Raw genomic sequence first — 21,202 nt, 5'->3', positions numbered from 1 at the left:
TAATTTACTTACCGCGCATCGCACGACGGCTTATGCGCTGCGGACGCGTCGGATCAATTCCCTTCGGAATTCCAAATCCGCTCTTGCTTTGCAGCGTGCGCAAACGCTCGTTCAAAATCGCCAGCTCCGTCTTAGTAAGGAAGAATCGGCGGTTTGGATGAATCTTATTAAGCAGCGCAAACTTGTGATTCGAAGGCTGCAAAGTCTTGGCGCGCAACACTTTTCCGCGCAATTCCTTAAGCTTCACCTGGTTTTCGCCATTGCCAACAGCCATACGGTATACAGGTATATTAGATCCCGCCGTAACGCTTCTAATAGCGTGCTCCTGGCGATCCATCGCGTGCATCAAGCGCTCGTAATTGCCCTCGCCAATAAGGAAGATTCCGTTAAAACCGGTGCCGCGCCAAATCGCATCCTTCGTGCGAGGATCCACCCACACCGGCTGCTGCGGGAAGGTAAATCCGCCCTTGTTAATAGCCGAAACGATTCCAGCCGCCGCCCCAGGGCGACCTTCCAACTTCGCGTAACCAACCTTATCCGCACGCTTCGTAAGCACAACCGTAAACAGCAGCAAACCAACCATCACCGCCGTAACAATCATCATAATCCACGCAAAAATCGACCAGCGCAGCAGCAAACCAAGCACAATAGCCACAACTATTGGCGCTGCAAACGCCACAGACAGCCACAGCGGAAGCTGCTTATCGTCAGGATGCGTGTACTTATAAATGCGGATAATCTGCGAAAACATGCCCTGCATGCCCATCTTATTTCCGGATTTACTTCCGGATTTATTTCCAGACTGATTCGTGCTATGCGATTTGTCTTGTGATTTACCTTGTGCCATGCGTTTACCCCATGATATTCGCGTTATTTTGAGTATTCAAAATAATAATAGTAGGTTGTGCAAATATTAATAAATTTGCGATTACTATATTGCTAACTTTCGCTAACTTTCGCTAACTATATTGCTTATTTTCGCTTAACGTCAGCTTAACTCCAGCTTACTTCGGCCAATTTCCGCGCTTTGGCGAACTTGGCTTCGGCAAACGCCAGCGACGCATCTGCATCGCGCGGCTGAAAGCATACATGCCAGAACGCGACTGTTTCGACACCGCAACATCGCCGTAGCGACGCACAAGCTCCTTACGCAACTTGCGCCACATAATAAACATGTCAATCACGGAAGCAAAAAGATACGTGTACAGCAGCACAGCGAGTGCAATGTACACAATCACAAACCGCGAAAGCACAAACAGGCATACCATAATCACAATTGCAAACGGCACGAAAAACTCGCCGAGGCTAAAGCGCGCGTCCACGTAATCGCGAATATACACGCGCCACGGAAGCTGCTCAACCTTTGGCATATGCGCCAAATCACCCGTGCGCATTGCCTCGTACTGAATATTTTCGCGCTGCCTAATTCGAGCGCGAGCCTGCTTTGCGCTGGCCTTGCGATCAGCTGGAACAAGCGGACGAAGATTTTGCGCTTGAGCCGCGTTGCGCTTAGGAGTTGGCGCGTTTTTTTCGCGGGATTTCACAGCTGCTTTTTCGGCTGATTTCTCGGCTGATTTTTCGGCTGATTTTTGCTGAGCCGACTCGCCGACTTTAGCTTCGTTAGCAGCGGTTTTCTTTGCAAATGGATTCCATGTCATGTTTGCAGATTACTCAACAGACTAGACGCATGAACGATGCGAAGAAACGAAATTACTCGGCCAATCGATCCAAAAGCAGAGCTTCGGTCACAATATTGCCGCGCAAACCAGAAAGCGAAATCGACTCGTTCGGGCTGTGCGCATTAGACTTAGGGTCTTCCGGACCAGTCACAAGCACTTGCGCTTTAGGGAAGATGCGCTGAAGCTCCGGAATAAACGGAATCGAGCCGCCCTCGCCCTTGTTTACCGGCTCCACGCCGAAAGCGTCGCGCATGGAAGCGAGCGCATCCTTCGTTGCAACAGCATCCGGATCCATTGCCCAGCCCATGCCGTTATCAATCGGCTCTGCGGTAACTTCCGCACCAAAAGGCGCGTGAGATACCAAAAAGTCACACAAAGCTTTTTGCGCTTCTTCCGGACGCTGCGAAGGCGCGGTACGAAGCGAAAGACGCAGCTTAGTTTCGTGCGCGATCACATTAAAACTGCCCTCAACTGGGTGCGCGTCCATGCCGATTACCGTAAGGCTTGGCTTAGTCCACATGCGTGCTGCCAAAGAACCGGTGCCGACAAGCTTGTAAGAATCAACCACGGAAGCGTCGGCACGCACCTGCGCTTCGTCCAAATCTCGCTGCAAACCGCCAACCGGCTCCTGTGCTTCAATTCCAGGCACTGCCAAGTCGCCATCCTTGTTATAAAGCGAAGCAACAAGCATGGAAGCGAGCGTGTAAGCGTCCAAAATTGGGCCGCCGAACTGGCCGGAATGCACTTGATGGCCGAGCACTTTAACTTTTACGTCTACGTCGGTATTTCCGCGCAAACTCGTTGTAAGACTTGGGATTTCGGCGGACCAGTTGCCGGAGTCGGCCACGATGATTACGTCGGATTCGAATTCGTCTTTATGCGACTCGATGAAAGGAATGAAGCTTGGCGAGCCCATTTCTTCTTCACCTTCGATGAAAACCTTAATATTTACGCGCAAATCGTCGCTTAGTGCGCGCAAAGCTCCGTAGTGGATTGCGATTCCGCCACCGTCGTCAGCAGAGCCGCGGCCGTAGAGGCGACCGTCGCGCTCTGTGCCTTCAAACGGGTTGGTTTCCCACTCGGATGGGTCTGGAACAGGCTGCACATCGTGATGAGCGTAGAGCAAAACCGTTGGCGCGCTTGGGTTTACGATGCGAGAGCCCACAACTTCGAAAGCTCCAGGAGTGCCGTCCGGATTCGTGGACTGCTCGACGCGCGCGTCAATACCAACCTCACGCAATACCCCAGCCACGTATTGCGCGGACTTTTGCATATGCTCGCCGGCAATGCCCTTAGCAGACACAGCCGCAAGCGAAATCTTCTTATTCAACACAGAAACTACGTCGTTCCAAGCGTCTTGCACGCGAGCGCGCACGTCTTCAACAGCCAAACCTGCCATAAATCCTCCCAAATAAAAGTAGCAGAGCAGTAATTTATACTTAAAAAAACTATACCTATAAATTTAAACTATATTCACAAATCATGTGCTAAGCGCGCGCGATTCTACTTTCAACCCAATCGACAATATAAGGCGCGCACTGCTCAATCTGATCCATCGCAACCTCAAACTCGTGCGGACCGCCGTACCACGGATCTGCCAAATCAAGCAGCATCTCGCGACCTGGCTGCGGCTTCGGAAGCGACGGATCAAACGTGCGATACATATGCACCAACTCGCGCTTTTGCGCAGGAATCAGCCGCAAAAGTGAGTGCATATGCGAAGCCGTCATAGGCAAAAACAGGTTCGTTTCCGCAATCTCATCCGCATCAATTCGATGCGCAAAATGCGACGCCGGAAGGCGGTATCCGCGTTTAGTTAATTCCCTTTGCGCGCGTCGGTCAATCGGATTTCCGTATTCTTCGTCGCTAACTCCGCAAGATTGCACGGCAACTACGTCGCCCAATCCCCTCAACTGAAACTCGTTGCGCAACACGATTTCCGCCATTGGCGAGCGGCAAATATTTCCGGTGCAAACCGTCATAACAGTGTATGGGTGACGCGCATCTACCTTGATTTTGCTTGATTCTTCAGTCATGCTTCCTCGTTTATTTTGCTGTCTCGTTTATTTTGCAATTTCGTTTATTTTGCGATTTTTTATTTTGCGATTTCGTTTACTGCACAGGCTCATATACCATAAACCGGTATCGCGCAGGATTGCTTTCGCTTCCAACTTTAAGCGGCGCTTCCTCAAACTCGCCTTCGCGCGCAACACGCCATTTTCCTGCATCAACTAGCTCATGAACATTCGGAGCAAACGTGTCCGCTGCAACTTTAGCTTCGATTTGCGTAACGTAAGCCGCGTCCGCGTGATAATTCGCGAGCATTTCGCGCAAAATCGCAGCGCCGCCAATAACCCAGATTGCGGAGCCGTCTTGAGGCAAATCTTGAGGAGAATCTTGAGATGCGTCTAGAGATGCGCTTTCCTTATTTTCCAGCGCTTCCTTATTTTCCAGCCATTCGCGCGCGTAATCCAAAGCCGCATCAATGCTAGTAAAACTCCGAGCGCCATCTGCCACAAAATCCGGCTTATGAGTCACCACAATATTTTCGCGACCCGGCAGCGGACGGAATTTCGGCGGCGTTGCATCCCACGTACCGCGGCCCATAATCACAGGGCAGCCGATTGTCATCGCCTTAAAATAGCGCAAATCTGGGGAAAGTCGCCACGGCATGCCGCCGTTCACTCCCATCGCACCGGGCTTTCCGTCTAAACCGAAAGCCTCGCCCCAAATCAGTCGCACCGGGAAATTATTCAGCGCACTTACGCTACTTTCCATTTCGCCCCCTAAAAGCTAAATCAAAGCCAAAAATCAAGCAAAATAATTCGCAATTATCACACCGCAACCGGCGCTTTAATCGTCGGATGATGCTTGTAATCAACAACCTTAAAATCGTTGTAATCGTAGTCAAAAATCGAATCCGCCTTACGAATTTCAAGCTGCGGATACGGGTATGGCTCGCGCGAAAGCTGCTCAAGCACCTGCTCAACGTGATTGTCGTAAATATGGCAGTCGCCGCCCGTCCACACGAACTCGCCCGGCTCCAAACCTGCCTGCTGAGCCATCATCATCGTCAAAAGCGAGTAGGACGCAATGTTAAACGGCACGCCGAGGAACATATCGCAAGAACGCTGGTAAAGCTGGCACGAAAGCTTGCCGTCGGCAACGTAGAACTGGAAAAGCGAGTGGCAAGGCGGCAATGCCATATGCTCAACTTCCGCAGGATTCCAAGCGCTAACAATCATTCGGCGAGAATCTGGGTGATTCTTCATAAGATCCAGAACGTTTTCGATTTGGTCGATTGTGCGGTTTGGATTTTCCGCCGTAGGAGCCGGCCAACTCCTCCACTGCACGCCGTAAACAGGGCCTAAATCGCCGTTTTCATCCGCCCACTCGTCCCAGATGTGAACGCCGTTTTCTTGCAACCAACGCACATTGCTCGAACCTTTAAGGAACCAAAGCAACTCGTACGCAAGTCCTTTGAAAAACACGGTTTTTGTGGTGATAAGCGGGAAGTATTTACTAATATCGAAGCGGATTTGCTGGCCAAAAAGTGAGATTGTGCCAGTGCCGGTGCGATCTGATTTTAAAGTGCCTTCCGTAAGGATTTTTCGCACTAAATCCTCGTAAGGAGTTGGGATGCTGGAAAGCGGTTTTTGCGGGATGCGCGCGCGAATTGCGGCGAGTTCTTCTTCTGTTAAAGCCATGATTCAATGGTAACAATTGCACGGTAAGAATCGTGCTGTCGTGGCGGTAACAATCTAGCGTAAAATAGTTAGAACAAACAGTAGCAAAGGAGCAAAAATGTCTAGAAGATTATGGGTTGAGCGCACAGAAGACGGCACTTGGGAAGCACACAGCGACGACGGTGCAAGCCTTAAGTTTGGCCGCGGCGAAGGAATGTTCAATCCAGTTGAGCTGATGCAGATTGCTTTAGCCGGCTGCACCGCGCTTAGCAGCCAGTACGCGGCTGAGCAGGCGGTTGGCGAGGGTGCTGGCGCGCGCGTTGTGGTAAATGGCACGTATGACGCGGAAGAAGGCACGTACTTGCGTTTTCAAGAAGACGTTACGCTAGACGCGACTTCTTCAAAACCTGCGCTAAGCGAGGAAGATGCGGCCGCGCTTAAAGAGCGCATGGAACGTCATATTTCCAGGGGTTGCACGGTTAAGCATACGCTCGAAAATGGGGCGAAAGTAAGCGTAAACGTTACGGTTCGCCGCTAGAATAAGCCAAAAATCGTACGAAAATCTCGCTAAAGTTGCACTAAAATCTCGCTGAAAAGGCGAAAAATCACCCCAAAATCACCCTAAAATTCACCACATGTGGCACAATTGAATACACAATTGAGTACACGAATTGAGTACACAAGATACTTGCGCAATATTGACGCTACGCATGCATGTATGCAACCGGAGGAAACTTTGAAAATCGCTATTTTTACCGAAACGTATCCACCGTACATAAATGGCGTTGCAACACAGTCCTACATGCTCAAAAAAATGTACGAAGAGCTTGGTCACGAGGTGCTTGTGGTCACGGTCGGCTCCGAAAAACAGCGCAAAACCAAGCTTGAAGACGGCGTCGTCTATGTTCCTGGAATCTTGCTAAAAAAGCTTTACAAATACCGCGTGGCGCTTCCGATTGGTCACATGCGAAAGCAGCTGCCGCTTAAATTTAAGCCGGACGTTATTCATATTCAAAACGAGTTTGGAATTGGCGAAATCGGCTTGGAAGTTGCGAAAAAAGAGCATATTCCTGTTATTTACACGCTTCACACTGAATACGATAAATTCCTGTTTTATATTGGTTTGAAGCATTTTACTGAGTTTTCGCGCAACCTTTCGGCGAAATATTTTATGCGATTCTCGAAAAATGCCACAATTATTACGAGTATGTCGGCTAAAGCGCAGGCTTATATTGACCGTCAGAAGGTAGATAAAAAAGTTGTTGTGCTCAACAATGCCGTGGAATACAAGCAGTTTTTGCCAACGCCTGAACGACTTGCCTTCCGTAAATCTTTCCGCGAAAAATACGGCGTTTCGGATTCGACTAAGCTTTTCGTTTTCGTAGGAAGAATTGGTGCAGAGAAAAATATTTCTGAGCTTATTGACAACTTTATGTATTGCGATTTTCCTCGCGAAAAAGCGCGATTATTTGTGATTGGCGGCGGCCCGGATTTGGAAGACCTGCGAAAGCGCGTGGCAGACAACGGTTTTGACGATAGGATTTGCCTGCTTGGGCCGATTTCACACACGGAAATTCCGAAGTATTTGCACGCGATGGACTACTACACCACCGCCTCGCTTTCCGAAATGCACTCGCTTTCTATGCTCGAAGCAATGGCTTCCGGACTGTTTGCGCTTGTGAAGCACGATGTGCCGAACGAAAACCAGATTATTAGCGGCCAAAACGGGTATCAGTGGGATACTCGCGAAGATTTTAAGGCAGTTTTTAGCAAGGTTTTGAATATGAGCGAGGCTGAGCAGGCTCAGCTTAAGGCAAACGTGCTCGAGTATTCGAAGAATAACGATTTTAAGAGCCAAGCGCTTGAGCTGCTTAAGATTTACGAGCGCGCAATTGAGATGAATAAGAAAGATCTCGCCGAAAAGAAGGCGAAGCGAGATGCAAGACGCGCGCGTTTTATGCTAAAAAAGCGCGAGAATACTGAGGCGGACTCTAAAGAGCCGCAAGACTAGACAACCTGCGCGCTCCAAATGTGGGGTAAAATCCCCGGCAAATGTGGTCAGCTTCGGCAAAACCGACAACAAACGCCAGTAAAAATGCACGGCAAATGTTTCACTACGCCGGTCTTCAGACACGCGCGCAGTAATAGTACTGCACGAATGTCCCAAAATAAGCAAAATGAGACCCTAACGCAGTACGCAATCTGCACTAATGTCCGAAAACAACCAAACATAGACAATAACGCAGTAACTCATCTGCACCAGTGTCACAAAATGGGCAAAATGAGACACTCGCGCAGAAAGCAAGTCAACGCTAGTAATTCAGTGCTCAAGCAGGCCGTTGTATTAACGCAGCGGATCGATCGTCTGCTCAATCTCCTTGGCCGCTTCTGCCCCAGCCTTTGGAACATCAACCTCATGCACGCCAGAAATATCGTCAATAGACGCATTCTCGCTCTGCTTTTGAGCAGCCGCAACCTGAGCCGCAGTAAATTCCACATACTTTCTTGGAACAACGTACACAGGCCTCGAAGAATGCTGCAGCAAGCCCTGACTAATCGAACCAAGCAAAAGTCCAGTAAAACCGCCGCGTCCGCGCGAACCAACAACCACAAGATCATGATTCAAGCTCGCCTGAGTTAGCGCATCAACAGCAGAGCCAGGCACAACAGTTCGGTGAATCTTCAAATCCGGCAAACGCTGCAAAATCGGCTTCACGCGCTCCTCAAGATCTTCCATATAAGATCCCATAACTGCAGTGTCTCCCTCAGCGCCCTGCACGCTTGGAACCGCGGAAATAACATCCAGCTCAGCATTCCAGCTATCTGCCAAATTAGCGGCAATTTCCAGCGCTTTAAGACCCCACTTCGATTCGTCCGAACCAACAGCCACTCGCGAAATCGTGTTATTTAAGTGGATTCGCTGACCATCGTCGTCTGTGTAAGGCACAACCACAATCGGGCAGTACGCGTACGCCGGCAGCGAAGAGCTAGTTGTTCCAAGCAGACGCTCCGCCAAGCCGCCTTTACCGCGGTTACCAATCACAATAAGCTGATAATTTCGCGAAAGCTCCACGAAAACCGACGAAGGGTCTCCAGTAACAATCAGAGTAGTTGCGTCAACGCCCTGCTCGAGCGCCACAGCCTTGGCTTTTGAAAGAATTTCTTGCGCATCGTGATGAGCCGCGTTGTCGTCACCAATCGCAGTATAAGTAGCATCAAACGAAACGGCCGCATAGCTCGGCAAAGAATACGCGCAAACAATTTGCAACTGCAAGCCTGCATGTTTTGCGTAGTTTGCCGCCCACCAAACTGCCTTATAACTCGCGTGAGAGCCATCAACTCCAACCAGAACAGCTTTTTCGGGAATCATCACCAACCTCCTCATACAGGCACTTGTGGCAGCAGCGTCACTCGTGCGCAAACGTATTTACTATTGTAGCGTAATTTTAGATTGATTGCGCGCAAGTTTTGCGATATATACTCACAAGACGATATATACTCGCAAAACGCAATACAATTACAAGACGAGATATATAACTACAGGACGAGAGATATATATATAACTACAGAACGCGACGAATAGAGTATCCAGCAGGGAAAACGTAGCGGATTGGGTCGTACTTAGTGCCGGCAAGCTGGGAATTAATTACCATTCCGTTACCAACATAAATAGAAGCATGCTGACCGTTGGCAATAATATCGCCCGGCTGAGCTTGATCAAGGCTTGGGATTGGAGTTCCAACAGTTGCCTGCGCACCAGAAGTACGAGGCAAAGAAACGCCAACAGCCGCAAAAACGTACTGCACAAAGCCGGAGCAATCCCAACCAGCAGGAGTTGTACCGCCACTGCGATACGGAACCTTACCTAAGAATTGCGTAGCGAAATTAAGCAAAGCCTCAACAGACTTACCGTTTGGCGGCACAATATTAGCCTGCTGAACAGGCTGAACGCCACCACGGTACTCAGAACGGCTTGCTGCAGCTTCATAAGCGTTTCGCGCGGCAGCGGCGGCAAGTTCGCTAGGAGTTTTAGTTTGAGGAACGTTTAAGCTTTCAATTCCACCCCAATGGGAGTTGGAATCTACATCAGTAGAGGTAGATTCAGTCAAAAGATCTCGGCGCACGCTCGACATCTTTGGGAATGAGCGCGTTGAAGTAACAGCCGCCTGCTCTGACACATGCGAAGACTCTGCCATGGCCATTGGAGCCATAACAGCAAGCATTGAAGCTGCAGTGACTGCTGATGCAATAACTGAAAAAATCTTACTGTGATTTAACATACTTTTAGAAGTTTAACACTACGCTGTTACATGCGAGTTTGGCGCATAATTCCGCGCTTTTTATAAGCGATTAGCAATAGATAAATAATAAAGATTGGCAGCAAAGATTAGCCGCAAAGATTGGCAATCAATACTTTAGTAGTGAATGAATTGATACTGAGAAAGCTGCTTTGCATCAAACTTACGAGAGAATGTTTTTCCGTGCAAAGAAGCGCCAGATTCCGAGGTTTCAATCGAACCGTCTGGATTAATCTTCTCAACAATTGCAACATGCCCGTAGAACGGATCCGAACCAGCCTGACCAGCGCGGAAAACCATAACATCTCCAACGTGGCGAGGCGTGCGATCAACCCAATAACCGAGTCCGCGTGCGGAATCAGCCCACATATTTCCGTTGCCAAAATGCGAGCCAACAGGCAAACCAAGCTGATGACGACGCACATACACCCACCAAGTGCACTGGCTGAACTCATACGCGTTACCGGTATCTCCAGTTGCATGATTTGGATTAAAGCCCTTTGGCAATACGTCAAAGTCTTTATCCATAAGCAAAGCGACTTGCGGATTATCTGCAGCAGAACGAGACATTTCAGCAATATTAAAGCTAGAATCCGCGCCCAGCTTCCAAGAATCCGACTTAGAAGACGTTACAGAAGCGGTTCCAGGATGCGAATTTGCTGCGTTTCTTGCAGTTGAAATACCCAAAACGCCGGAAATTCCCGAAGAAGCATAAGCGCCGGAATTATTAGCATTTGCAGAATAATCAGCGTGTGCAGCATGTGCTGCATGAGCTGCATGTGAAGCATCGCCGGAGTCTGAGCCACTAGCGTTTTCAATAGCGTCAACAGCGTTATTGATTGCATCCATAGAATCTGGCGAATCAAGCGAAGTGCGCTGGCTAGAGCGAGACACGTTCAAAGCCGAAGAATCGTCCACGCTAGTTATGCCATGCTCAAGCTCGGCTACGCGAGAATCAAAAGTATTAATTTTTGTAAGCGACATAGTTGCCGCAACAGCGCCAATCATAGCAAGCATAGAAGTTGAAATAAGCAAGCGGCGACGACGCTCATTAGCAAGCCTAGACAACCTGATTTCGCGACGGCTTTGCGGCATAATCTCTTGCAAACGCTCGGCAACAGCATCCGAAACCTCAACAACAGCACCATTGCTTGCTGCGAGCGCAGTTAAACGCTCACTATTGCGATTAGTTTGGTAAGAACGCGCGCCATGAAGGCTGTGAGCTCCGCGCGAAGTGCGAGGGCTATGCGAAGAATCATGCGAAGAAGTACACGAAGAAGTATGCTCACTGTGCGAACCATGCGCACCATGCTCACCATGCTGTGCTACAAAAAGCGAAAGCGGCGAATAGCTACGCCCCTTTGCCTTCGGAGCACCATGTGCAGCACGCTTCATACGAATCACTTTCTTACGTAAACTTTGCCTGTAAATGCTGTGAACATTGTGGATTTAGCGACACCCAACGCACGCCTTCCACCGACACAGCTATTTAAGATTACAACGTGGCGCGGATGTAGGAAACACTTATTGCAATCTTGTGCGCAATATCGTACGTAATAGCAAGCGTAATAGCGCACTTAATCGCGCTGCATAATTTTTTAGACTCGACTCAGTTGTATGGTTAGAGTATGAAATTAGCACCTATAGTTAATCCAGACGCCAGAAAGCCCGCGCCAAAGCCACTTCGCGTCGATTTACGCAAGGTTTTTTCTATAGGTACGATAGCGTGGATTATTGCAACAGTAGTTACGTTTATTATTGCGTTTTTGCATATTACTACTTGGTTTCCTGCGCTAGTTTGCGCAAGCGGAATGATTATTGGCATTCTGCTTTTAATTTGGGAGCATTTTGACCGCTGGGATTATCGCCGGCTCGGAAAATAGCTTATATTCACTGGACTTAATTATTCACTGGACTTAATTATTCGCAATCGGCACAGCAAAACTAACTGTAGTCCCCTGCCCCGGCCTGCTCCACAATGTAATATTTCCGTGATGCGTAAGTGCCACATGCTTAGCAATTGCAAGCCCCAAGCCAACGCCATCCTGACTTTTATTATTCTGATTTTGCGCACGGTAAAAACGCTCAAAAATGCGCGACTGATCTTCTAAATCAATGCCAACGCCCCTGTCAACCACGCGAATTACAGCGTAACGACCATCCGAAGAAGGCGCGGCAGATATTGAAACCGTAGCATTTTCCGGCGAATACGTAATCGCGTTTTCAATCAACTTACGAATCGCGGCTTTAATCTGATCTCCGTCACCGCGCACGCGCAAAGAAGAATCGGCCTTTATCTTAAGCAAAACGCCGCAATTCTGAGCAAAAGAGTCAGTCTGATTTTTAACCGACTCAAGCAAATCTGCAACCGACAGCAATTTAGACGCATTTACGTCAATAGGATTTTGCGCACGAACAAGCCACAGTAAATCTTCAAGCATATGCTCAAGTTTTGTGGAAGATTTATTTGCGATTTTCGCTATTTCCTTAACTTTTTGCGTAGAAACGTTAGCTTCCTGCAAAACTTTAGTAAGCTGAGTTAAGCTGCGCGTGGAATTTATTAGCTGATCAGAAACGTTTGCAATAAAGTCGTCTCGAGTTTGCGCAAAACGGTGAGCTGCACTCGTGTCCTCAATAATCAACACAACCATGCCGCCGCCAACGCTACCTGCTGTAATATTTAGCCAGTTTGGGCGCGAAATCGTAGTAGATTCTTCGGAATTATCCGCAATTTTATAACGCTCCGGAGTTGAAGTAACCAAAGAAAGACGCTCAAATCCACCGGAAGCACGAACGGAATTAACCGCTTGAAGCACGCGCGGCTGGCAGAGCGAATCGTCAATAACAACGCCCAGCAAATAAGCTTCGGAACTTGCGCGAATAACGTCATTTTCGGAGTCGATTACAACAGTAGGCATGTTCAGCATTGCCAAAACTTGAGACGCGTCCGAACTTAAGTCGTCTAAATCGGCAAGATTTTCGGATTCGCGGCCTGAGTTGAGATTTGAGTTGAGATTTGAATCTAAATCGGAATCGAAAGAATCGTAAGAATCGTAAGCAGTATTAGAAGTTAAGCCGCGCGCAATATTAAATCTTTTAAACGCGCGCACCAAAAAACGCCACAACGGCGAGAACCAATCCAGCGCAAAAACGCATAACGCAAGCACAACGCAAAGCGAGAGCACGCCAAACGCAATAAACACTACGGCTGAAGAATCAGGCATACTATTATAATCTCATATTTTGCGCACTTTGGTAACTTCCGCAAATAAAAAGCGGCATAAACTTTACAGCGCTGTAAAGTTTTGGTCGCTTCGTTACTAGCGTCGTCTATAATTAGAAATTATGCACGCATAAAGCTTATTGCAACAACGAAAGGATGCACCATGCGAGTGATTTTCAACGAAGAAATGAAGGCCGTATCTGCAAACCTCGAACGCATGGCGGAACTTGTGTCGAAAGCTATGAACGACGCGGGAAGCGCGCTTGTGAACGCGGATTTGGAATCTGCGCAGACAGTTATTGACAAAGACGCAGATTTAGACGCTTTGGAAGCCAGCACTATTGATCAGTGCTTAACTTTGCTCGCGCGCCAAAACCCTGTTGCAACGGACTTGCGCGAAGTTGTGGCTACTATGCGTTTGGCGGCAACTTTCGAGCGCATGGGCGATTTAACTAGTCATATTGCGCAAATCACTAGGCGAACTTGGCCAGAGTCCGCTATTCCTCAAGAAGCGCGCGAAACAATTGTTGCGATGATTGACTTTTTGCATGAGCTTTCAGGGCGATTAACTACCATGGTTGCTAATCGCGACGTAAAAATGGCGGAAACCATTATTGCTGGAGATGACGCGCTAGACAAGCTGCATGAGGAGATTTTTGCGCTTGTTGAAGGTGAAAATTGGCACGGCACGCGCAGGCAGCTGATTGACGTTGTGCTGCTGAGCCGCTTTATTGAGCGCATTGGCGACCACAGCGTTGCTGTTGCAAGGCAGATTGTGTTTATTGTTTCGGGATTTGATCCAACAAAGAAGCCTGAGCCAGATAAAGACACTGTGATTGCGTAGCGGTGATTTTGGCGCGTTGAGCGTGCGTTAAGTTGTGCGTTGTGTTGTGCGTTAAGTGGCGCGTTAAGTGGCGCGGATTAAGCTGTGAATATAAGCAGCGTATATTAACTATGCAAGATTAATATTTATACAATGCAATACCACTATATTTAGTAGCAGCCTCAATCCCCCATATCTAAAAACTAAATTATTATTCATTCAATACTCATTAGGGGGGGGGGCGTATAAAAATTCCTAGAATATTGCGGATACGCTCAATCGTAAACAAAAAAGAAACGGGTGAATTTGCAATACGCAACAAATTCACCCGATAGAGAAATTAGAAAGAAGATATTTATAAGTATACGATGCTATTTAATATTACGCAAGTACTTTTATAATATTTTCTTAAATTTTCTTTTTAATTTTTCGCTAAGTATTAACTAAGCCTTCCTAAGTCTTAACTAAGCTCGACTTAAGATCGACTTAAGCTCACTTCTGGCCCTGAGCAGCCACAGCGGCAGCGCCAGCAGCAGCAGCTTCTGGATCCAAATACTCACCGCGAGGCTTGATTGGCTTGAAGTTTTCATCCAATTCGTAAAGCAGCGGAATAGCGGTTGGAATATTCACCTTGGAAATCTCTTCCTCGCTCAAACCGTCGAGCATCTTAACGATTGCGCGCAAGCTGTTGCCGTGAGCTGCAATCATTACAGTCTTGCCAGACTTAAGCTCAGGAATAATATCCGACTCCCAGTAAGGAGTTACGCGAGTTACAACATTTGCCAAAGCCTCAGTTTCTGGAACTGGATCGCCTGCGTAACGAGGATCGTTAGTCTGAGAATACTCGTCGTTTGGATCGATCTCAGGAGGTGGAGTTGCGTAAGAACGACGCCAAATCATGAACTTTTCATCGCCATATTCCTGACGAATCTCAGACTTGTTCTTGCCTTGCAAAGCGCCATAGTGACGCTCGTTCAAACGCCAGCTGCGGCGAACTGGAATCCAAAGGCGGTCGGCGGCATCAAGCGCGTAATTCGCGGTGTTGATAGCGCGACGAAGCAAAGAAGTGAACACGATGTCTGGAAGAACGTTCTTCTCCTTAAGAAGCTCGCCACCATGCTTAGCTTCCTCAACACCCTGCTCAGTCAGCGGTACATCAACCCAACCAGTGAACTGATTGGTCTTATTCCATGCGCTCTGACCATGTCGGAGCAATACTAATTTGTATGTCATAATTGCCTAGTTTATTCACGCCTTACGACGACAGACCTAAACGCTCCAAATGTGAGAAAAGTCGCGCGCGTTTGGAGCGATACACCACACCAAACCCTCCAAACGCGAGACGATGCTCTCATGTTTGGAGCACTACGCAGCAACCTCATCGCATACAAAAAAGCCGCCGAATGCTAAACAACATCCAACGGCTTTATATCCCTTAAAATTTACCAACTAGCGAAGAGGCTTCACAAGTGGGAATGTAATCGTCTCGCGAATAGTAGCGCCCGTAAGAGCAATCAGCAAGCGATCAATACCCATGCCCATGCCGCCAGCAGGAGGCATACCAACGCCTAGAGCCTCAATGAAGTCCTCGTCAATATCCATAGCCTCAACATCGCCAGCCAAAGCATCCTTAGCCTGAGCCACAAAACGCTCGCGCTGCACAACAGGATCGTTAAGCTCGGAATAGCCGGTTGCAAGCTCAAAGCCGCGCACGTACAAATCCCACTTTTCAACCATGCCAGGCTTCGTGCGGTGACCCTTAACAAGCGGGCTGGTCTCAACCGGGAAGTCGCGCACAAAGGTTGGCTCGTAAAGCTTATCCTCGTAGAAGTGCTCCCACAAGTGCTCAACCAACTTGCCGTGATTCTCCACGTCGTCGCGCTCAACGCCAAGCTTGTCTGCAATCGCACCCAAATGCTCAACGGAAGTTTCCGGCGTAATCTCCTCGCCCAAAGCTTCGGAAAGCGAGCCGTACATTGTAATCTGCTTCCACTCTCCGCCAAAATCGTACTCTTCGCCGTTAAGCAAAGTCACCTTGGTAGAGCCGAAAGCGTCGATAGCAGCCTTCTGAATCAGCTCCTTAGTAAGAGCGCCAATCGTATCATAAGTGCCGTAAGCCTGGTAGGCTTCGAGCATTGTAAACTCTGGGGCGTGAGTTGCGTCCACGCCTTCGTTTCTAAAGTCGCGGTTGATTTCAAACACGCGGTCAATGCCACCAACCAAGCAGCGCTTCAAGAAAAGTTCTGGAGCAATACGCAAATAAAGATCAATGTCAAAAGCGTTCATATGAGTTGTGAACGGACGAGCAGCAGCGCCGCCGTGAACCGTCTGCAACATTGGGGTTTCAACTTCCAAGAAGTCGTGAGCGTCAAAAGTGCGGCGAAGAGAAGCCACAGCGTGAGAACGCCTGCGAACCATATCGCGAATCTTCTCGTCCGCAATCATGCCAATATATGGCTTGCGCGTGCGAGTATCGTCGCTTAATTCCTTGTGCAAAGCAGGAAGCGGCTGCAAAGCCTTAGCTGCAATCGCCCACTCGGTTGCAAAAACGGAAAGCTCGCCGGTCTTAGAAGAAATCACGCGACCGCGAACGTAAAGGTGGTCGCCCAAATCAACCATCTGCTTAAAGCTTTTAATGGACTCCTCACCAATTTCCTTCTTGGAAACCATGGCCTGAATCGTAGTGCCGTCACCGGCAGAAAGCTTAACGAAGCACAAGCCGCCAGCGTTACGCAAGAAAAGCACGCGACCTGCAATACCAACCTCGGTATCGGTTTCTTCGCCGGCTTCAAGCTTGCCGTCGAACTGCTTACGAACCTGCTCGATAGTATCCGTAACGTTAAGATGCACCGGGTAAGGCTGCACGCCTTCCTTAAGAAGCATCGCACGCTTAGCAACGCGCATCTGCACCTGCTCCGGGTGCGCAAGCGGACCAAACTCTTTATTGCTTGGGTCGATTGCTTCGTCCAGAGTTGCGCCTTCGTTTACGCGCTTGGCGATTGCCTCGTCTTGCGCGAGCAGCATTTCGGCGTGCTCAACGGTGTCGATTTCGTTGGCGATATCTGTGGTGGTATCTTTTGCTTCGTTTTCTGCGGCGTTTTGCGCGGCAGACATTGCAGTATTGGTGTCAGTCATAAACGCTAATTGTAGCCAGTAGGTAATACAGATGTAAGGGTTTTGAGTACGTTTTATTACGCTATTAGCTTGATTCGGGCGACCATTTTTGCAGAAAACGTTAGTTTTTGTAGAAATATTTATATTTTTCTGTTTTCGAAAGAAAAATGCTTTTTTAGTAAAAATTTTTATTATTTTATTAAGATATACAAAATTATTTACGAAAAGTAGGATAATTTTGCAAATATTGCGGCGTGCTCTCTGCGCGCGCAGGGCGAATGCATAGTGAATGCAGCCGCAAAATGACACAAGCGAATTTTTATAAAAATTTTTTATAAAAATTTTTCGAAAAACTGAGAGAGATGCTTGGAAGCGACACACATTGCTGATTTGTAGAAAGTTTACGCTAGTATAACCGAGTTGTCGAAGTGTTGCGAGACGTGCGTGAAGCGCTAAGTGCGTGACGTACGAAAATACGAGACGCGTGCGGCGCAAGTAATCGCAAAGCTGTTTCTTAATCAGCACAATCGACATCGGGCTGTAGCGCAGTTTGGTAGCGCGCTTCGTTCGGGACGAAGAGGCCGCGGGTTCAAATCCCGCCAGCCCGACTTTTGGTTTCCCACATCACAATCCACACACACAAATTCCGACATTTCCTATACAACGCTGTAAAGTTTCTGTCACCTTTCAGCACTATTCAGTTATTTTCTATACATCTCTGTAAAGAAAAAATCGGTATTGGGCGAGATACCGTTATTTCCTTTACACTGCTGTAAAGTTTCTGTCGTTTTTAGACTAGATTACGTTATTTTCTTTGCAAGAATGTAAAGTTAAAGTCGATTTGGAGCACGAGGGCGATAGCAAGGGGGCTTTGATGCAGAACGCTGCGCAATTTTATAGCGAGCTTGACGAAATGTTCGCGAATCATGCGGGCGCGGAGGCAATTGAATCGTACCTTTTGCGAAAACTTGCCGAAACGCAGGAAGCAAACGCTCAAGCATTGCAACTATCTGTGTTAAACGAGTTGATGGGATTTTACCGTTCGCGCGGCGAACACGCAAAAAATCAGCCAATTATCAATCGCGCTCTAAATCTGGCCGATTCCATGCGCATAGCTGGCACGGAAGCAGGCACAACCACGCTTATTAACGCTGCCACAAGCCTTCGCGCGGCTGGCTACTACGATCGCGCCGAAAAAATTTACACTCAGGCTCTTAACGAATCCGCCGCAACGCTCGGCGCCAAGAATCGCAAGCTTGCAGCGCTTCACAACAATCTTTCGATGCTTTATAGCGAAACCGGTCGCACGAGTGAGGCAATTGAGGAGCTTAATCAGGCGCTTGAGATTTTGCAGAATACTAGCACGGATCCTGATCGCGACATTGATATTGCAGCCACGCACACGAATATTGCGCTTGCGATGCTGCATGAGTGCGCTAAGCCTAGCGAAAGCACAAATAGCAAATCTGATAGTCTTAACGCTGCTTTTAAGCACGCTTCGACCAGCGTTCGCATGTATATTGCGGGAAATAACGAGAATCAGCCGCACTACGCTTCTGCTTTGGCAGGTTTTGCGCAGGTTCAGTGCGCGCGCGGCGAGTACGCTCAGGCGGCGGAAAGTTATAGTAAAGCGCTTGATTTGATTGCAGAATGCTACGGAAAAGATAGCGAATCTTACGCGATTACTGCGGAAAATTTGCGGCAGACGCGTAAGTTAGCAGAAAAAGTTACGGAAGAATCTATAGAAATTCATGAATCAGCAAAGCGCGAATTACCTACCCCACAATCGCCAACCCCGCACATAACAACCGGCATGCAACTAGCGCAATCATACTGGCAAACTTACGGAAAGCCGTTACTTGATCAGCCAAAATTCACGAGGTACAAAAATCGCATTGCAGCAGGATTAGTTGGCCACGGTTCGGAATGCTACGGTTTTGACGACGAGATTTCGCGCGACCACGATTTTGGACCGGGCTTCTGCTTGTGGCTTACCGACGAAGATTACGCGGAAATCGGCGCGGATTTGCAAGACGCTTACGACGCACTTCCGCGAAAATACGCCGGTTTTGAATCTCGCAACGAAACGCCGCGCGCCAAATCATGCGAAAGCAGCAAGCGCGTCGGAGTATTTCGCATAAGCGAATTTTTCGAAAATCTAACCGGCTTCCCCACTGCCCCGGCCGCAAACGAGCCGCACTTATGGCTCTCATTAAGCGAGTCAACGCTTGCAGCAGCGACGAACGGCAAAATTTTCGCGGATCCTCTTGGCGAGTTCTCAAAGGCGCGCCAAAGCTTCAAACTCATGCCGGACGACGTGCGAATCTCACTAATCTCCAGAAGACTTGGCATGATTTCGCAAGCCGGCCAATACAATTTCCCACGCATGATTGCGCGCAAAGACGCATCCGCCGCGTGGCTTTCTATAAACGAATTCGTGCGCGCAACCGCTTCCCTCGTTTTTCTACTCAACAATCCCGTAACCGCAGGCTACTTGCCTTACTACAAGTGGCAGTTTGCGGCATTGCGAAAGCTCAGCAATCGCATGGCCTCTAGGCTTCCGGAAGCGTGCGGCAAACTTGAGTCGTTAATGCGACTTTCTTCCGCTGCATGCTTTGGTGGCGACGGCTCCGGAGGCGACGGTTTTGGCGAAGGCGGCAAAGGAGCGGGAATTGCGCAAAAGCAAGTTACGCAAATAATTGACAGTATTTGCGAGGATATTGTGCGCGAGTTGCAATACGAGGGCTTAAGCGATTGCGGCGAAACTTTTTTGGAATGGCAGCGGCCGTACGTTGAAGCGCATATTAATTCGCGCGCTTCGTGCTTAAGGAGCTTATGATGTGTGATTTATTGGCAACGAAAGCGCAAAATCAGAAAGCGCAAAATCCAATATCAGAAAAGCTTGCGGAAGAAATCACCCAACTCGAGTGGAATCAGTTCCAGCTTACAGAAAACGAGGGCGGACGCGCGAATTGTCAAGGAAACTGGCCAACTTTCCGCATTATGCGCATGAGTCAGTTTTTGGCGTGGCCGCTGGATTTGCAGGAGTCTTATAAGCAGGATCTTGAGCGCGCGAATAGCGACGGCCGCAATTTGATTACGGAAAAGTATGCGCGAATGATGGAGTCGACTGCGCCGGAAATTTTTGAGCGCACGATTAAGCCTTATATTAAGCCGATTTTGGAGCCTAGAAAAAGCGCGCAGGAGCAGATTATTTCAGTGCAAGTTGAGTGGGCTGCGGATTTTCGCAATCGCTACCCGCATTTGGGTCTTGCAATGCGCGTGCTTAAAACTAGCGAGGATACGGCAGAAAATACGTCTTTTGAAACGTATTTGCGAGGCGAATTAAGCACGTATTCTGACGCAACTTTCGCAAAATACCAGCGTTTTGTAAATAACTTGCGCACGGAAAATCTAAATCTTACGCAAATGATAATCGCGAATACTGTGCGCATGTATGGCTACGATTCGCTCGAAGCGGCAGAGCGCGCGCAATAACCTGCTTGAGTACTGCGCGAGTGTCCCTAATCGGTAGTTTTAAGACACTAACGCAGCACAGTTTCTGCGTTAGGGCCTCTTAATTGCGTTCTTCAGACACTAACGCAGATTGGTTACTGCACTAGGGCCTCATTTTGCTGTTTTTGAGACACTCGCGCAGATTAAGATGCAGCTTAAGATGCAGCTTAAGAATAGAGCAGCGACGCTGCAGAAGCGGCGTGAGAGTCGCCTTCGAGGAAAAGCGTGGAGGAAGCGGAAAGACCAGCTTGTTGCAAAAACGCGCGGTAAAGCATTACGTCGGGTTTGCGCAAATGCAATTCATAAGATGCACAAACGCCGTTAAGCTCGCCAAGTATTGGGCAAGTTTTGCGCGCGCAGCAAAGCCAATCGCAAGAAGCATTACCCAACGCCCACACGCGCACGCCGTTCGCAATCAACTCGCGCGCCACGGCAGAAGCATCCGCGCGCTCGCCTGCAAAACCGCGCTCAAAACGCTCAAAATACAAGCGATACAGCCACGTAACCGCAGGGCCGTGATGCTCATCAAACGAATTCAACGCCTGATCGCAGCTCCACCCAGCCTCGCGCAAAGACTCGTGAAACTCAAATCCCCATTCAGGCTCGAAACTAAAAAGCACTTCCCCAATAAAATCCGGGTAATCCGCGGCCAGAGTGCGGCGCGCATCCCAATCCACCAGCAGATTCAAATCGAAAACAACGTCGGAAATTTCGCGCGAAGCATACTTGCGAATACTATTTTCGCGCACATCACTTATTTCGCGCACACTATTTATATCGCGAATATCACAGACTCCGCTTGCACTAACTGCTTTTATTTCAGCGCCCATAATTCCCACTTGTTTAGTACGTTGCTATCAAAA

The 21,202-nt window shown here is 48.6% G+C and carries 19 protein-coding genes and 1 tRNA gene; 7 read left to right on the top strand and 13 right to left on the bottom strand.

Going from position 1 to position 21,202, the window contains the following annotated elements; genetic code table 11:
* Positions 1–4: 4 nt before the first annotated feature.
* The 6 genes from NG78_RS03010 to NG78_RS03035 form a co-directional block, all read right to left on the bottom strand.
* The gene (locus NG78_RS03010; protein WP_004134504.1) at positions 5–847 is read right to left on the bottom strand and encodes a DUF4191 domain-containing protein; all 843 of its coding nucleotides are present in this window, start codon (positions 845–847) and stop codon (positions 5–7) included.
* 157 nt (positions 848–1,004) lie between these two features.
* Positions 1,005–1,658: a DUF3043 domain-containing protein gene (locus NG78_RS03015; protein ID WP_004134501.1), complete on the bottom strand. Its 654-nt coding sequence runs from the start codon at positions 1,656–1,658 to the stop codon at positions 1,005–1,007.
* 52 nt (positions 1,659–1,710) lie between these two features.
* Positions 1,711–3,078, bottom strand: a complete 1,368-nt coding sequence (locus NG78_RS03020; protein ID WP_004134499.1) for a dipeptidase — start codon at positions 3,076–3,078, stop codon at positions 1,711–1,713.
* Between the two features lie 88 nt (positions 3,079–3,166).
* Positions 3,167–3,715 carry a low molecular weight protein-tyrosine-phosphatase gene (locus NG78_RS03025; RefSeq protein ID WP_004134497.1) on the bottom strand — a complete coding sequence of 183 codons (549 nt, stop codon included), beginning with the start codon at positions 3,713–3,715 and terminating at the stop codon, positions 3,167–3,169.
* Positions 3,716–3,791: 76 nt separating this feature from the next.
* On the bottom strand, positions 3,792–4,457 hold the full coding sequence (locus NG78_RS03030; RefSeq protein WP_004134495.1) for a dihydrofolate reductase: 666 nt from the start codon (positions 4,455–4,457) through the stop codon (positions 3,792–3,794).
* Between the two features lie 56 nt (positions 4,458–4,513).
* Positions 4,514–5,386: a thymidylate synthase gene (locus NG78_RS03035; protein ID WP_004134493.1), complete on the bottom strand. Its 873-nt coding sequence runs from the start codon at positions 5,384–5,386 to the stop codon at positions 4,514–4,516.
* A 97-nt stretch (positions 5,387–5,483) separates the two neighbouring features.
* Here NG78_RS03035 and NG78_RS03040 point away from each other — a divergent pair, with 97 nt between their 5' ends.
* Entirely contained in the window at positions 5,484–5,903 is a 420-nt protein-coding gene (locus tag NG78_RS03040; RefSeq protein ID WP_004134491.1) for an OsmC family protein, read from the top strand.
* A 198-nt stretch (positions 5,904–6,101) separates the two neighbouring features.
* Positions 6,102–7,376 carry a glycosyltransferase gene (locus tag NG78_RS03045; RefSeq protein ID WP_050543421.1) on the top strand — a complete coding sequence of 425 codons (1,275 nt, stop codon included), beginning with the start codon at positions 6,102–6,104 and terminating at the stop codon, positions 7,374–7,376.
* A gap of 333 nt (positions 7,377–7,709) precedes the next feature.
* On the opposite strand, the gene NG78_RS03050 is transcribed toward NG78_RS03045, so the two are convergent.
* From NG78_RS03050 to NG78_RS03060, 3 genes are all read right to left on the bottom strand, one after another.
* A complete protein-coding gene (locus NG78_RS03050; protein WP_004134489.1) occupies positions 7,710–8,735 on the bottom strand; it encodes a universal stress protein in 1,026 nt (341 codons plus the stop codon).
* 193 nt (positions 8,736–8,928) lie between these two features.
* Positions 8,929–9,645, bottom strand: a complete 717-nt coding sequence (locus tag NG78_RS03055; protein WP_004134487.1) for a C40 family peptidase — start codon at positions 9,643–9,645, stop codon at positions 8,929–8,931.
* Positions 9,646–9,780: 135 nt separating this feature from the next.
* On the bottom strand, positions 9,781–11,058 hold the full coding sequence (locus NG78_RS03060) for a CHAP domain-containing protein (RefSeq protein WP_004134485.1): 1,278 nt from the start codon (positions 11,056–11,058) through the stop codon (positions 9,781–9,783).
* Between the two features lie 233 nt (positions 11,059–11,291).
* Between NG78_RS03060 and NG78_RS03065 the strand changes: the two genes are divergently transcribed.
* Entirely contained in the window at positions 11,292–11,546 is a 255-nt protein-coding gene (locus NG78_RS03065) for a DUF2530 domain-containing protein (RefSeq protein WP_004134483.1), read from the top strand.
* A 33-nt stretch (positions 11,547–11,579) separates the two neighbouring features.
* Here the strand turns inward: NG78_RS03065 and NG78_RS03070 are convergent, their stop codons facing one another.
* Positions 11,580–12,887, bottom strand: a complete 1,308-nt coding sequence (locus NG78_RS03070; RefSeq protein WP_004134482.1) for a sensor histidine kinase — start codon at positions 12,885–12,887, stop codon at positions 11,580–11,582.
* 162 nt (positions 12,888–13,049) lie between these two features.
* Between NG78_RS03070 and phoU the strand changes: the two genes are divergently transcribed.
* Positions 13,050–13,730, top strand: coding sequence for a phosphate signaling complex protein PhoU (gene phoU / locus NG78_RS03075; protein WP_004134481.1), 681 nt, complete (start codon positions 13,050–13,052; stop codon positions 13,728–13,730).
* Between the two features lie 471 nt (positions 13,731–14,201).
* On the opposite strand, the gene NG78_RS03080 is transcribed toward phoU, so the two are convergent.
* The gene (locus tag NG78_RS03080) at positions 14,202–14,942 is read right to left on the bottom strand and encodes a phosphoglyceromutase (RefSeq protein ID WP_004128801.1); all 741 of its coding nucleotides are present in this window, start codon (positions 14,940–14,942) and stop codon (positions 14,202–14,204) included.
* Between the two features lie 216 nt (positions 14,943–15,158).
* Positions 15,159–16,844, bottom strand: coding sequence for a lysine--tRNA ligase (gene lysS, locus NG78_RS03085; RefSeq protein ID WP_004134480.1), 1,686 nt, complete (start codon positions 16,842–16,844; stop codon positions 15,159–15,161).
* 513 nt (positions 16,845–17,357) lie between these two features.
* On the opposite strand from lysS, the gene NG78_RS03090 reads away from it, so the two are divergent.
* The 3 genes from NG78_RS03090 to NG78_RS03100 all read left to right on the top strand — a co-directional run bounded on the left by NG78_RS03090 (position 17,358) and on the right by NG78_RS03100 (position 20,321).
* Positions 17,358–17,431 (top strand) — tRNA-Pro (locus tag NG78_RS03090).
* A 266-nt stretch (positions 17,432–17,697) separates the two neighbouring features.
* Entirely contained in the window at positions 17,698–19,662 is a 1,965-nt protein-coding gene (locus NG78_RS03095) for a DUF4037 domain-containing protein (RefSeq protein WP_004134479.1), read from the top strand.
* Positions 19,659–20,321 carry a DUF4125 family protein gene (locus tag NG78_RS03100; RefSeq protein ID WP_329503157.1) on the top strand — a complete coding sequence of 221 codons (663 nt, stop codon included), beginning with the start codon at positions 19,659–19,661 and terminating at the stop codon, positions 20,319–20,321. The genes NG78_RS03095 and NG78_RS03100 overlap by 4 nt, the downstream gene beginning before the upstream one ends.
* A gap of 185 nt (positions 20,322–20,506) precedes the next feature.
* On the opposite strand, the gene NG78_RS03105 is transcribed toward NG78_RS03100, so the two are convergent.
* Positions 20,507–21,169 carry an HAD family hydrolase gene (locus tag NG78_RS03105; RefSeq protein WP_004134477.1) on the bottom strand — a complete coding sequence of 221 codons (663 nt, stop codon included), beginning with the start codon at positions 21,167–21,169 and terminating at the stop codon, positions 20,507–20,509.
* Positions 21,170–21,202: the final 33 nt, after the last annotated feature.

The organism is Gardnerella greenwoodii 00703Dmash, from assembly GCF_000263635.1.
GTDB lineage: Bacteria > Actinomycetota > Actinomycetes > Actinomycetales > Bifidobacteriaceae > Bifidobacterium > Bifidobacterium greenwoodii.
Note: the sequence above shows the minus strand (reverse complement) of the source record. Positions and strands in the feature narration are given on the sequence as shown.